Annotated in this window: 9 protein-coding genes; 4 read left to right on the top strand and 5 right to left on the bottom strand. The window is 42.4% G+C overall.

The genetic code is table 11. The features are described from left to right. Nucleotides 1-361: 361 nt before the first annotated feature. The 4 genes from NXV01_RS16735 (at nucleotide 362) to NXV01_RS16720 (ending at nucleotide 4,673) form a co-directional block, all read left to right on the top strand. Nucleotides 362-1,063 carry a tyrosine-type recombinase/integrase gene (locus tag NXV01_RS16735; RefSeq protein WP_259022929.1) on the top strand — a complete coding sequence of 234 codons (702 nt, stop codon included), beginning with the start codon at nucleotides 362-364 and terminating at the stop codon, nucleotides 1,061-1,063. Next, complete coding sequence (locus NXV01_RS16730) at nucleotides 1,060-2,208, top strand: IS91 family transposase (RefSeq protein WP_259022928.1); 1,149 nt, start codon at nucleotides 1,060-1,062, stop codon at nucleotides 2,206-2,208. Before NXV01_RS16735 ends, NXV01_RS16730 begins: the two co-directional genes overlap by 4 nt. Nucleotides 2,209-2,625: 417 nt before the next feature. Beyond that, nucleotides 2,626-3,528, top strand: a complete 903-nt coding sequence (locus NXV01_RS16725; protein ID WP_195650756.1) for a tyrosine-type recombinase/integrase — start codon at nucleotides 2,626-2,628, stop codon at nucleotides 3,526-3,528. Further along, complete coding sequence (locus NXV01_RS16720) at nucleotides 3,525-4,673, top strand: IS91 family transposase (protein ID WP_259022927.1); 1,149 nt, start codon at nucleotides 3,525-3,527, stop codon at nucleotides 4,671-4,673. Before NXV01_RS16725 ends, NXV01_RS16720 begins: the two co-directional genes overlap by 4 nt. A gap of 552 nt (nucleotides 4,674-5,225) precedes the next feature. On the opposite strand, the gene NXV01_RS16715 is transcribed toward NXV01_RS16720, so the two are convergent. From NXV01_RS16715 to NXV01_RS16695, 5 genes are all read right to left on the bottom strand, one after another. Continuing rightward, nucleotides 5,226-6,749 carry a TlpA disulfide reductase family protein gene (locus NXV01_RS16715; protein WP_259022926.1) on the bottom strand — a complete coding sequence of 508 codons (1,524 nt, stop codon included), beginning with the start codon at nucleotides 6,747-6,749 and terminating at the stop codon, nucleotides 5,226-5,228. A gap of 105 nt (nucleotides 6,750-6,854) precedes the next feature. Continuing rightward, nucleotides 6,855-9,506: a magnesium-translocating P-type ATPase gene (gene mgtA, locus NXV01_RS16710; protein WP_259022925.1), complete on the bottom strand. Its 2,652-nt coding sequence runs from the start codon at nucleotides 9,504-9,506 to the stop codon at nucleotides 6,855-6,857. A 120-nt stretch (nucleotides 9,507-9,626) separates the two neighbouring features. Continuing rightward, on the bottom strand, nucleotides 9,627-10,994 hold the full coding sequence (locus NXV01_RS16705) for a HAMP domain-containing sensor histidine kinase (RefSeq protein ID WP_259022924.1): 1,368 nt from the start codon (nucleotides 10,992-10,994) through the stop codon (nucleotides 9,627-9,629). Next, a complete protein-coding gene (locus NXV01_RS16700; protein WP_195650330.1) occupies nucleotides 10,991-11,677 on the bottom strand; it encodes a response regulator transcription factor in 687 nt (228 codons plus the stop codon). The genes NXV01_RS16705 and NXV01_RS16700 overlap by 4 nt, the downstream gene beginning before the upstream one ends. A gap of 94 nt (nucleotides 11,678-11,771) precedes the next feature. Continuing rightward, nucleotides 11,772-14,621: a glycoside hydrolase family 2 TIM barrel-domain containing protein gene (locus NXV01_RS16695; RefSeq protein WP_259022923.1), complete on the bottom strand. Its 2,850-nt coding sequence runs from the start codon at nucleotides 14,619-14,621 to the stop codon at nucleotides 11,772-11,774. Between the last annotated feature and the right edge of the window lie 17 nt (nucleotides 14,622-14,638).

The raw sequence follows: 14,638 nt of genomic DNA, 5'->3' as shown, positions 1-14,638 counted from the left end.
GGATTTTAGGGAATCATCCGTTTCTTTAAAAGAAACATGTTGTTGTACTAAATCCCGCATACGTAATAGCTAAAGTTTGCTATCTGTATGCGGGATTCTTTTTTTTTTGCTGATTTTAGTGGTGATATTTCTAATGTTCAACCAATAAACATTCTCCACTATGGCAAATTTTATTCAGCGTGCCAGTGACTCCATCTCGGGGTTTGGTCAAAGTTACGAAAAATTTTCCAAACAACTTCTTATTGAGCAGTATTCTCCTGGTAGTATAAAAAGTTATGGCCATAAGTTGGCTGCTATCAGCTTTCACTTCAAAAAACTTCCTGAACACTTAAGCGAAGATGATTGCCGCGATTATTTCAGCATGTTGCTCTCTCGCACTCCTTCACCGGGTTTGAGCTATTTCAAGCACACCGTTTACAGTCTTCGCTGTTATCGTAAGACGATGCATCTTAGTGAACTTAATTTTTCTCTTCCCCGTATCCGTAGCACGAAGAAACTTCCGGTTGTTCTTTCACAGTCGGAAGTGAGCAGCCTTTTGCGTCACTGCGGGAGTATCCGCAGTCAAGCCCTGCTGGCTCTGATTTATTCCTGCGGCCTGCGTTTACGTGAGCTGGTCAATATGCGAATTTGTGATATTGACAGTAAGCGCATGCAGGTTTTCATCCGCCAAGGCAAAGGTAGAAAAGACAGGTACGTCCCCCTTTCCGGCAACCTGTTGCTTCTTCTCAGGGAGTATTTCATCCAGTACAGACCCGCGGTATATCTTTTCAACAATTGTTTCGGCGGACAAATCGAAGATTCCGAGATCCGCTATCTTTTTAAACAAGCGGTTCATTCGTCCTGCATCCTTAAACCCTGCACGCTTCATACCCTTCGTCACAGTTACGCCACGCACCTGCTGGAGATGGGCGAAAATATACTTCGCATCCGTGACCTTCTGGGACATGCCGATATAAAGACAACACTGGTTTATCTTCACCTTGTCAATCTTCCTGCCGGAGGTTACGCCTTCAGTCCCCTGGACCGTCTTGAGGGGGTGGGAAGTAACAATAAGCGACCATGAGGACGGAGTTTGAGGTCGGTCAGATTATCTCCCGCTTCAAATCCTCCTTTATCAGCCAACATCATCCCTGCGGCAGGGTTCTTCAGGTCCTCTCACGCCTGGAACAGTGCCGTACCTCCGCCCTGGGAGGGCATGTGGATGCCTGTCCACAGTGTGGAGTCGTACGTGTAAGTTACAACAGCTGCCGGGACCGGCATTGTCCCAAATGCCAGGGAGCCGAACGTGAGGTATGGATACAGGCACGCAAAGAGGATATGTTGCCCGTGAAATACTTCCATGTGGTATTTACCTTGCCGGCCGACTTGCATTCACTGGCACTGGGTAATATGAGACACACCTATTCATGCCTGTTTGCCGCTGCCTGGAAGACACTCGCAGCCTTCGCTGCCAATAAAGGCGCCCAGGCGGGAATGGTAGCCATCCTGCATACATGGGGAAGTAACCTGCACTACCACCCCCACCTGCACTGTGTAGTGCCCGAAGGAGGGATAGATGACAAGGGGGAATGGAGGAAGATCTCAGGGGCAAATCAGGACAGTCCTTTTCTATTCCCGGTTAGGGCTATGGGCAGGGTGTTCAGAGCCAAGTTCATGCAAGAGTGGAGCAAACATGTGAAAGTACCGCAGGCAACAAGAAAGAAGCTGTTTGAAAAAGAATGGGTGGTATATAGCAAAGCACCGTTCAAGGGCGTGGAAAGAGTCATAGAATACTTAGGGCGTTACTCGCACAGGGCAGCCATCAGCAATGCCAGGATTAAGGGAATTACAGATACATCCGTCATGTTTGACTACAAGGATTACAGGGATGGGGGAAAACATAAGATGATGACACTCACGGGAGAAGAGTTCGTACACAGGTTCAGTAGGCATATATTGCCGGCAGGATTTGTACGTATCAGGCATTACGGATTCCTGGCAGCATGCAACAGAAGGAAGTTGACAAGCATACAGATAAGGATGAAAGTACCACCGGCACCACTTAAAAGGAAAAGAGCCAAGTGGAAAGAACTCTGCCAAGACAAATGGAGGGAGTATAACTTATGCAAGCATTGCGGAGGGGCGCAGATGATTACAATTGAAGTTTTCAGACCAGCCAGGTCGCCACCCGGAAGAGGAAGTTCCAAACCGCTGAACGGTACTTTTTGAAGAAGAAAATATGTTCACAGGAAGAATGAAGTCCTGGGAGAGAGGCTCTGTGGATATACATAACGGAAAACACGGTAAAAACACCGGATAGAAAGAAAAAGGAGGAAAAAGAGCGAGATTGGAATGAAGAAAGGGAGAAAAAGCAAGTATACAAGCAAGCACGGGACATAAGGAAACTGATGAAAAAATACAGATACAGAAGTAACCCCCATAATAAAGATAGAAAACGTACAACAAAGGCTCCATATGCCCTAAGGGGCACACGAAGCCCTATTTCGTTCCTCGGTGAGAAACGGGTCGTTGTACTAAATCCCGCATACGTAATAGCTAAAGTTTGCTATCTGTATGCGGGATTCCTTTTTTTTGCTGATTTTAGTGGTGATATTTCCAATGTTCAACCAATAAACATTCTCCACTATGGCAAATTTTATTCAGCGTGCCAGTGACTCCATCTCGGGGTTTGGTCAAAGTTACGAAAAATTTTCCAAACAACTTCTTATTGAGCAGTATTCTCCTGGTAGTATAAAAAGTTATGGCCATAAGTTGGCTGCTATCAGCTTTCACTTCAAAAAACTTCCTGAACACTTAAGCGAAGATGATTGCCGCGATTATTTCAGCATGTTGCTCTCTCGCACTCCTTCACCGGGTTTGAGCTATTTCAAGCACACGGTTTACAGTCTCCGCTGTTATCGTAAGACGATGCATCTTAGCGAACTTAATTTTTCTCTCCCCCGTATCCGTAGCACGAAGAAACTTCCGGTTGTTCTTTCCCAGTCCGAAGTGATCAGCCTTTTGCGGCACTGCGGGAATATCCGCAGCCAATCCCTGCTGTCTCTGATTTATTCTTGCGGGCTGCGTTTACGTGAACTGGTCAATATGCAAATTTGTGATATTGACAGCAAGCGCATGCAGGTTTTCATCCGTCAGGGCAAAGGTAGAAAAGACAGATACGTTCCCCTTTCGGGCAACCTATTGCTTCTTCTTAGGGAGTATTTCCTCCAATACAGGCCTGTGGTATATCTTTTCAACAATTGCTCCGGCGGACAAATAGAGGATTCCGAAATTCGCTATCTTTTTAAACAGGCGGTTCATTCGTCCTGCATCCTTAAAACCTGCACGCTTCATACCCTTCGTCACAGTTATGCCACGCACTTGCTGGAGATGGGTGAAAATATTCTTCGCATTCGTGATCTTCTGGGACATGCCGATATAAAGACAACCCTGGTTTATCTTCACCTTGTCAATCTTCCTGCCGGCGGTTACGCCTTCAGCCCACTGGACCGTCTTGAGGGAGTGGGATATAACAATACGCAGCCATGAGGACGGAGTTTGAGGTCGGTCAGATTATTTCCCGCTTCAAATCATCCTTTATCAGCCAACATCATCCCTGCGGCAGGGTTCTCCAGGTCCTCTCACGTCTGGAACAGTGCCGTACCTCCGCTTTGGGAGGGCATGTGGATGCCTGTCCCCAGTGTGGAGTCGTACGTGTTAGTTACAACAGCTGCCGTGACCGGCATTGTCCCAAATGCCAGGGGGCAGAGCGTGAGGTATGGATACAGGCACGCAAAGAGGATATGTTGCCCGTGAAATATTTCCATGTGGTATTTACCTTACCGGCCGACTTGCATTCACTGGCACTGGGGAATATGAGGCCCACCTATTCCTGCCTGTTCACCGCCGCCTGGAAGACTTTATCAGCCTTCGCGGCCAATAAAGGCGCACAGGCGGGAATGGTGGCCATCCTGCATACTTGGGGAAGTAACCTGCACTATCACCCACATCTACATTGTGTAGTGCCCGAAGGAGGGATAGATGAAAGGGGGGAATGGAGGAAGCTCTCTGGGGCAAATCAAGACAGTCCTTTTCTATTCCCGGTTAGGGCTATGGGCAGGGTGTTCAGAGCCAAGTTCATGCAAGAGTGGAGCAAACATGTGAAAGTACCCCAGGCAACAAGAAAGAAGCTGTTTGAAAAAGAATGGGTGGTATATAGCAAAGCACCGTTCAAAGGCGTGGAAAGGGTCATAGAATACTTAGGGCGTTACTCACACAGGGCAGCCATCAGTAATGCCAGGATTAAGGGAATTACAGATACAGCCGTCATGTTTGACTATAAGGATTACAGGGATGGGGGAAAACATAAGATGATGACACTCACGGGAGAAGAGTTCGTACACAGGTTCAGTAGGCATATATTGCCGGCAGGATTTGTACGTATCAGGCATTACGGATTCCTGGCAGCATGCAACAGAAGGAAGTTGACAAGCATACAGATAAGGATGAAAGTACCACCGGCACCACTTAAAAGGAAAAGAGCCAAGTGGAAAGAACTCTGCCAAGACAAATGGAGGGAGTATAACTTATGCAAGCATTGCGGAGGGGCGCAGATGATTACAATTGAAGTTTTCAGACCAGCCAGGTCGCCACCCGGAAGAGGAAGTTCCAAACCGCTGGACGGTACTTTTTGAAGAAGAAAATATGTTCACAGGAAGAATGAAGTCCTGGGAGAGAGGCTCTGTGGATATACATAACGGAAAACACGGTAAAAACACCGGATAGAAAGAAAAAGGAGGAAAAAAGGGAGATTGGAATCAAGAAAGGCTGAAAAAACAAGTATAAAAGCAAGCACAGGACATTAGGAAACTGCTGAAAAAAAATACAGATACAGAAGTAACCCCCCATAAAAAATAGAAAACGTACAACAAAGGCTCCATATGCCCTAAGGGGCACACGAAGCCCTATTTCGTTCCTTTTAAAGGAACGACCCGTTGGTTTTAAACCAAAAATAGTAAATATAGAGTGTTGTATATCAACCTATTACAAAAAAGAATTCCGCATCGATAACCTGGAAATTTTTCTCAACATTCAAAATAGAATTTAAAACTTAAAAGGACGATTTATGCAGAATTTTTTATTACAAAGATTAAAAAAACTATGGTTAAATTAAGCTGTATCTGGAGAAATACACGCATATCCGATATAGACAGCGTATTTAATTATACAAAAGGAATATTATCCTTCTACTGCTTAACAATTTCCTCAATTCTCAATAACAGGTTAGGATTACTTGGACGAGCAACAGTGCCATAATCAACTATTTGTCCTTTTCTGTTTATCAAGATATAATATGGCAACCTATTAATTTTGAACTGTTTGGTAATCTTCTGATAATTCTCCAGTCCAATATAATCAGCAGCATAGACACATTCTATATCATGATTCTTCATCGAGTATTTATCTAAACACAATTCCCATTGCTTTTTGGTATCATTACCGCCGGAACAAATGGAATAAATAATCAAATCCTTCGTAGAATATTGGCTACGCAACTTCTTCAAGGGTTCCATCTCTGCCAAGCAAGGCGGACAAGTTGTAGCCCAAAAATCGAGATAAATCACTTTTCCCCGGTTTTCTTCAAGGATCTTATATATGCTCTCCATATACGACATTGGAGTTAACGTATTTAAACTTTCATTGTATTTGCCATACAACAAATTATCAGAAACAGACTGTGGATTCTCCAAGAACGCTTTAGTTTGCCTGTACATCTGTGCTATTTGTCCCTGCAAATGAGGTATTTTTACGATTGAGTCAAATTGCGAACGCTTCCTTGAGAGGGAAATTGTATCATTAGCTTCAAGGCTATTAGCTGTAACTTTAGTATATAGATATTGATTCAATTCATTTTCTCCTATTTCGGACATAATATCATCTATCGTTGGGTATTCTTTGTTTTTAAGAACCATTCCTGTAGGAATATAATTTTCTATCCAATCGACTATATCAAACAAGCGGGCTGATAATATTCCTTTTTTATATAATTTATTGATTTCGGGCAACAGCGTGTGATATCGTGCGAACTCTTTTCTTGTCCGATATTGACATTGGCTCGCATAAACCAGGATCGTATAATAATAATCCTGTTTCAGTAATTCCTCCGTAAACATGACGACATCTTGCATAGGATTGTATTTCTGCAAATATTCGGCCCTGCGTTCTAAACGTGTATCATATTCTTTCTTTAACTCTGCTTCAAAATCCTCGACACTCAAATCATGCCTGATACCATAGTCACGCATATAATAATATCCGCTTTCTGTAAAAGCCAATATCTCCTGATTCAATTTTTCCGTATCACCTGTTACTTTAGGATGAAACATATCCTTGAAATCAATCTCTAAATGGATACTGTCACCCGGATGCACATATAAATGCTCTGCATAATTACGAATAGAAACCTCCCGTATTTTAGCATAAACAGGAAAAGTAAAATAGAAAGAACCATCCTCTTGAATGGGAGTACGGTACTGATTTTCCATATCTCTGAAAAATGGAATAATAAGTGTCAGTTCTTTTTCTTGTGGATAAAATTCACAGTTCAAAACTTTACCTGTGATAATAATCTCTTCAGCATATTCTTCCGGAAAATCATAAACGGTTTCTGTCTGACTGGAAATATCCGGCTGAAAGTTACTTTGTACTTTTTGCCGACAACTGATAAATAATATAAATATCGGCAAAAAAACGAATAGGCAATGCTTCATTCTCATAGGGCGTTATTTGTGTATCAATATAAATACTTACTTTGCGAATATAGTGATTAAATTCAGTATTTTATAGTGTTTCCTGTTAAAACTTCTTCCCCTATCTTATAGCCAACGCACAAACTTCCTGATATACCAGTTCTTTACTATTTGCGTCAAAATGCAATAAGAAAGCAAAATTCCAATCAGCCAGGGGAAATAGCTCAAAGGAAGAGCTGTCAACCCGATGGAACGTCCGAAAGCGGTGAAAGGAATAAGAATACCTATTGCCATGATTAAGAATGTCAGTCCCATTACAGGCCATGTGGCGCGGCTTTGTATGAACGGTATCTTACGGGTACGTATCATGTGGACAATCAATGTCTGTGATAACAAGCCTTCTACAAACCATCCGGTCTGAAACAGTGTTTGATGTTCGGGACTGTTACAGCTGAACACATACCACATGACCAGATAAGTAATAATATCGAAGATGGAACTGATAGGTCCTATATAAATCATAAAACGACTTAGATCGGACGCATCCCATTTACGGGGTTTCTTCAGGAACTCCGGGTCCATACGGTCAAATGGAATGGTTGTCTGCGATATGTCATACAGTAAGTTCTGAATCAACAGATGTATCGGCATCATAGGCAGAAACGGCAGGAATGCACTGGCGAACATCACACTGAACATATTACCAAAATTGGAACTGGCAGTCATCTTTATATATTTATTGATATTGCCAAATGTCTTTCTTCCTTCGAGCACTCCGTCTTCCAATACCATCAAATCTTTTTCCAACAGGATAATGTCTGCACTTTCTTTTGCTATATCCACTGCAGAATCGACAGATATACCAATGTCTGATTGACGTAAAGCACCTGCATCATTGATTCCATCTCCTAAAAATCCTACTGTATTGCCCTGTTCCTGTAATAGAGAGATGATTTGTGTCTTCTGCAATGGAGTTAGTTTTGAAAATAAAGTGGTATTCTTTACCGCTTCTTTCAATACCGTTTCATCCATATTCTCTATTTCTATCCCGGTAAGAAAATGACTGGTGTCAATTCCGACCTGCCGGGCAATGGCTTTTACCACGATATCATTATCTCCCGACAATATTTTAACAGCTACTCCATGTGCATATAATTGTTCGATGGCTTCAACAGCAGAAGGCTTCGGAGGATCAAGAAAGGCAAGATACCCGATCAGTACCATTTCTTTTTCATCTTCGATGGCAAAATTACAATCTTTCTCGATAAAACTTTTTTGGGAGACTGCCAACACTCTCATTCCCTGCTGATTCATTTCTTCACTAATCATCTTTGCTTTGATTTTCAAAGCATCAGTCAAGGGATGAATCTGCCCATTGAACTCGGCATAGGAACAGACATCGAGAATCTCTTCTACCGCTCCTTTAGTAATGATCTGCCGTTTTCCTTGCTTGTTTTCTATCACAACAGACATTCTTCTGCGTGTAAAGTCGAAAGGTATTTCATCCACTTTGGTGTAGTCATCTTTCAAATGTTCCAGATTCAGATCTCTTACATGAGAAAGAATCGCTTTATCCATCAGATTTCTTAAACCGGTCTGGAAATAACTGTTAAAGTAGGCATGACGAAGAATACGTTTACTGTTGTCGTCGCTACCATCTGCATTGATATATTTCTCCAGCACGATTTTATCGCAAGTCAATGTACCGGTTTTATCAGTACAGAGTATGTCCATTGCTCCAAAATTCTGAATAGCATTGAGATTCTTTACTATTGTTTTCTTTTTGGACATGGCTATCGCTCCTTTAGAAAGGTTGGCAGTCACAATCATTGGCAACATTTCCGGGGTAAGCCCCACTGCAACGGATATGGCAAAAATGAAAGCCTCGAACCAGTCTCCTTTCGTGAAACCATTCACGAAAAACACAAATGGAACCATTACCAGCATAAAGCGAATCAACAAGAAGCTGACTTTACTAATACCTTTATCAAAAGCTGTAGTGGCACGATGTCCAACCAGACTTTTTGCAATCGTACCCAGATATGTTTTATTCCCTGTTTCATAAACAATACCTTTTGCTGCGCCACTTATCACATTGGAACCCATATAACAAATATTGTCCAACTCTATGACGCTTCCTTTCCGAAACTGCTGGCTCTGTATCTCCGGAAACTTCTCTATCGGTTCGGACTCTCCTGTCAATGAAGCCTGACTGATAAACAAGTCTTTTGAATCGATGATCCGAATATCAGCGGGAACCATATCCCCAGCTGCCAGATACACAATATCCCCCGGAACGAGTTCCGTGATATCAATCTCTTCTTCCTGTTCACCGGCACGTTTGGCAAGACAGGTGTTCTTTACCATCTTCATTAAAGAATCCGTAGCTTCACTTGCTCGCCATTCCTGCCAGAAACGCAGGATAGCGCTGAATATCACCATGGATGAGATAATGATTACTCCTGTCCATTCCTGTTCTCCGGGTTCGGCCATCAGTACATCCAGAAACAAGGATATAATGGCAAGTCCGGTCAGAACACCAATGAAAGGATTGATAAACGTTTTGATAAACAGTATAAACGGGTTCTTTTTTTGTTCATGGACCACTTCGTTTCTTCCATAGATGGACTGCCGCTCTTGCACTTCTCCCAATGTCAATCCGAGCTTTGTTGTCTGCAAGTATGAATAGATTGACTTACCGGGTTGTGTGGCAACCAAAAATACTTTCTCTGAATTGAATGTGTACTGTGATGAACGCAGTTTTTTCTTCCATACCATACTCTCTAATTTTTTTAAGTTACTAACTGCATTTATTAATTCGATGCAAAAGTAAGAAGGACTTCACAAGGAAGCTGTTAGAGAATGATTAGAGTGGTATTAGAAAACGATTAGAATTTCTTAGATATGCGGGAGTTTTACCACAAAGGTAGTGCCCTCATCCTTATGGGAAGATACGGTAAGTTCTCCTTTGTGAAGGTGAATAATCTTTTGTGTCAGGTTCATGCCTATACCATTTCCAGGAGCTATATTCTTGTTTTCTCCACGATAAAACAGTTTAAACAGGTTTTCCTTATCTGCATCGGACATTCCTACACCATTATCGGATAAGCGGATGATTGCCCATTGCTCCCAATAGGCGATCAGGACTGATGAAGTCCGGTTGGAAGAATATTTGCAGTTATTCTCTACCAGATTTACAAAGGCGGTAGTCAGCAGATAGCTGTTTCCGATGACTGTCAGTACATTATCCTCTTCGGCTTCCTGTTCAAAGACTAATTCGATATGATAATCCGGATGCGCTTTCAATACCAGTTCTCTGGCATCCAGCAACAGCTCATCCAGACGGACTTCTTCCATTGTTATCTGTTCCGGCTGATAATCGGCTTTTGCCAAGTTCAATAGTCCGTCAATCAGGTTTACAATTCGGTGGGAGTCTTGAAGAGCATTGCCAATAGCCATCTGATATTGCTCGGAGGTACGTTCTTTCAATAAAGCTAAATCCAGTTCGGCTGTAAGGGCCGCCATGGGAGTACGCAATTCATGAGATACATTACTGACAAACATCTTCTGTGAGTTGAAAGACTTCTCCAGGCGTTCCAGTAGAGCATTGAATGTCGTACTTAATTCTCCCAGTTCATCCTGTTCATTTTTTACGGGTAATCTTTTATCGATACGCGATGCGGTGATTTTCTCCGCTTCTTTGACAATGCTGCGTATTGGTTTTAAAGTGCTTCGAGACAGGATATAACCCACAATCACCAATACACTTAATCCTCCGATAAATGACAGGATGAGTATATTTCTTAACGCATCCCGATTGGCGTATCCGTAACCATCATAGGCGGCAGCGGTAACAACATAATCTTTGCCTTCAAATGGATACACCAATCCTACTGCCTGATATTCGTCCACATAGAAATTGATATCCTTCTGTTTCAGAATTCGCTTTATCATCTCCGGTGTTTCCTTGACAATATCGTTCTGTAGTGCATCGTGATATAATATTTTAAAATCGGTTGTATAGACAGCAACTTCTACTTCATCAATAAACTTCTGATTATTTAGATAAATAGACTGCATAGTTTGTGTATCTACTTGATTTTTAAGGAATAAATGTGCTTTGGTTATAGCTTCACTTTGCAGATTACGAAAGAAAGCATTACTACGCGAATGTTCACTCACATAGTAGACGGCTATGACAAATATGAAGAATACCGCAGCTGTCAGCCCTGCATATTGTAGGGTCAGTGTTGTTCTGATTTTCATAACTTATCAGTCAGTATAAAACCCATTCCGGCTTTGGTATGAATAAGTTTTGGTTCAAAATCCCTGTCTATCTTCTTACGGAGATAGTTGATATATACATCTATGAAATTCGTTCCTGTATCAAAATGGGTGTTCCATACTTTTTCTGCTATCTCAACCCTGCTCAATACTCTTTCAGCATTTTCTACCATATATAGCAGCAAGTTATATTCCTTAGGAGAAAGTTTTATAGATATGCCGTTTCGTTCTACGTCCTTACGTTGAAGGTCAATACGTAAATCTGCATAAACAAGTTCCTGTGGCAATTCCTGTGTATTGCCTGCCACACGTTTCAGGAGTACTTTGATTCTGGCATTCAACTCTCTGAAATCAAAGGGTTTCACCATGTAATCGTCTGCACCGGCATCGAAACCGTCCAGTTTATCATTCGTTGATCCTAATGCTGTCAACATTAATATAGGGATATGGGGATTGGTCTTGCGAATTTCTTTCGCCAGTTCAAATCCGTCCATCTTGGGCAGAACAATGTCGGATATGACCAAATCGAATGTATGGGTCTGGAAAAGCCGTAACCCCATCAATCCGTCATAAGCCACCATTGCCTGATAACCATTTTCTTCCAGCCCGTTCATCAGCAAACTTGCAACTCTGGGTTCATCTTCTATAATTAGTATTGTGTACATAGGAAAGAATTCATTCATCTGGATGTATAAAACGAAACAAAAATAAAATAAAAAAAGGTACCCACATTATATTGAGTACCTTTTTATTATTTATTTATATAAACCGGAAAACGATCCGTCCGGTTTGTGGACCATTTACCCATTTCGGTTGTGAGGAAGGACCACACAAATCGGTAGAGTTTACTTTATTACGTACCGGAGGAATCACATTCAGAAGAGAAATTCCACTCTCGGGAAGAGTATAAAGCAAACGGTCGCGACCGTCACGAGGCTGATATACTCCGACATAAGCATCGGGAGTTTCGTTTGTTAGGCTGATAATGCCCTCTTTCGTCCGGATATTCATCCAGGAAACATCTCCAAAATATCCTTTGAATTCGGGATAAGTGAAAGTTTCACCAGGAATAGGGTCGTTATAGTCGTTTTCCCATACATCGTATTGTGTACCATGAATACGATTCTGCCATACACGATAGGGTCCGGCTCCCAACCAGCGTTTACTGATTACCTGATCTTCCGGATAATCGAAACAAACACCCATTAAATCCACCACACCGGAGAAATTGTAGGTATAATCCAATACCAAATCCCCACTCGGGCTGATTGTCCATTGAGCTTTATCTAAATTACCCAGTTTATAATTGGCGGTAACAATCAGATCACCTCCCTCTTGTTTTACGTCCAGTTTCGTAAATACGGCAGCATCGGGGAATTCGCTATATGTACGGTCTTTTTCTTTTGCTTTCTCATCATCATGGTTATAGAATTGATCCAATGAGCGGTCTGCACGACGGGCTCCAATGAAACGGGGACCATTGGCGAAACTAATTTTACGATTATCTACAGATACTCCTTTTAATTGTCCGTCTTTCTTTGAGAAGATGAACGTACGCTTGTTCGCCTTCACTGTGAGATCATTTTCAGTTTCCGTATAGGTAGGGCGGATGGATAAAAGAGAGAGAGGTTCAGTTTGCTGGTTCAGTTTATCAACCGGGAAAGTCCAGCGCCAAAGTTCATGACCGTATTTATCAATAGCTGTCAGGTAAAGAGCATCTGTATTGGCGAGGATATTTGTTTTTATATCCAAGACACCCGCCGAATGAGCAGCCACGTCACTACCCTGCACTTCTCCTTCTTTCAACACTTGAGCAGCAGTATTAGAAGCATCCGTTGCCTGTGGAAACTTCACTTGCTTCCAAAGGAAACGACAGGTATTCAGATTCAGATAATCATAACGGTTTTCTACGGAAAATTTGCCGTCAAATTGCCTGTCGATAGAAGTATTCATAATCTGTATTGGGCTCCATAACTGCTTGATAGTATAGTAGCTACCCTCCTTTTCGTGATGTGGTCCTACAATACCGTCGGCTCCAAAGTTTCCCTGATTATCAATGAAGCCATCCATATCCACACGCTTCACTCCTTCGTCTGCCAATACCCAAAGGAAACCACCGATACAACGGGGATGCTTGCGCATCATTTCCCAATAATCATATAATCCGGCACCATGACCTCCATCGTACAAACCATGCAGGAATTCTGTAGGCATAAAGATTTCTGGCAGACGCATATAGTTCTGGCTTTCTCCGTAAGAGCGGTAATGCATTGTTTCAAAACCGGAGAAATTGCCTTGCGGGTGAATAACCGGACGTTTCTGCGGGTCGTATTTATGAAACTCTCCGTCCAATTCAGTATTCCATCCTTTTTCATTACCATTGCTCCACCAGATAATAGACGGATGATTCACGTCACGTTCTATCATGCCTTCAATCAGACGTACTCCGGTGGGCGTATCATATTTGCCATGCCAGCCTCCCAATTCATCCATCACATAAAGCCCGAGAGAATCACAAGCTTCCAGAAATTCCGGGTCAGCCGGATAGTGGCTCAAACGGACAGAATTCATATTCATGTCTTTCATTAAAAGAACATCTTCGATATTCTTCGCTTTACTCAATGTACGGCCACTTTCAGGACGGAAGCTATGACGATTGACACCACGTACATTGATACGCACTCCGTTTATATAAAGTCCGTCGCTTTCACGTACTTCAATGGTACGGAAACCAAAGTTTTCCGTTTCACTATGCAGCACTTTACCGTCCTTATCCAATAGGGAGAATTGGGCTTTATAAAGATTCGGAGTTTCCGCAGTCCATAGTGCAGGGTTAGAGACATTCAGTTGCAGGGAAGTCCAGTCGCCACCCGCTTTTACAGGTACAGTGGTTTCCGCTAACTTCTTTCCTTTTTTATCCAGAATCTGTGTACGAATACTCATGCCGTCATTGGAGATATTGGTGTAGCAGTTGGCACGGAAAGATCCATCCATCTTTGCATCAATAGCAATATGTCGCAGGTTTACAGCAGGTTTCACCTCCAGGAATACCGGACGGAAGATACCTCCAAAATTCCAATAATCAGCACGACGTTCAGCCAGATTCACACTGGCATTTTCACTCTCTTTGGCAACAGTGACTTCCAACAGGTTTTTCTTACCATATTTCAGGAAATCCGTGACGTTATATGAAAAACGATAGAAAGCCCCCTGATGTTTGGAACCCACTTTGCGTCCATTCACTTTCACTTCCGTATCCGTCATTGAAGCTTCGAATACAAGATTCACCTGTTTGCCGCGGAATTTTTCCGGAACTTCAAACTCATACTTATACATACCTTTTTCATTGGCAACGCCTTCAGGGAATGGTTTGCCATAGAAAGTGATTCCATACTGATAGGTGCCGAATCCTTGCAACTCCCAGCAGGAAGGTACACCGATTTTCGTCCATTTCCCGGAATTGCGTCCGTCGGTACAAAAGAAGTCCCATTCAACCATGTCGTCGCATCCGTGACCGGAGAGATATTGCCTTTCCGTTTGTGGTAGGTTTTGAGCAGCCAAGGTAGTTGCCAACGCTAAAGTTGATAATAAAGTGGTTACTTTTTTCATTGTTACTTTTATAATTG

The sequence above is a fragment of the Bacteroides sp. BFG-606 genome, assembly GCF_024788145.1.
In the GTDB taxonomy this organism is placed as follows: domain Bacteria; phylum Bacteroidota; class Bacteroidia; order Bacteroidales; family Bacteroidaceae; genus Bacteroides; species Bacteroides vicugnae.
Note: the sequence above shows the minus strand (reverse complement) of the source record. Positions and strands in the feature narration are given on the sequence as shown.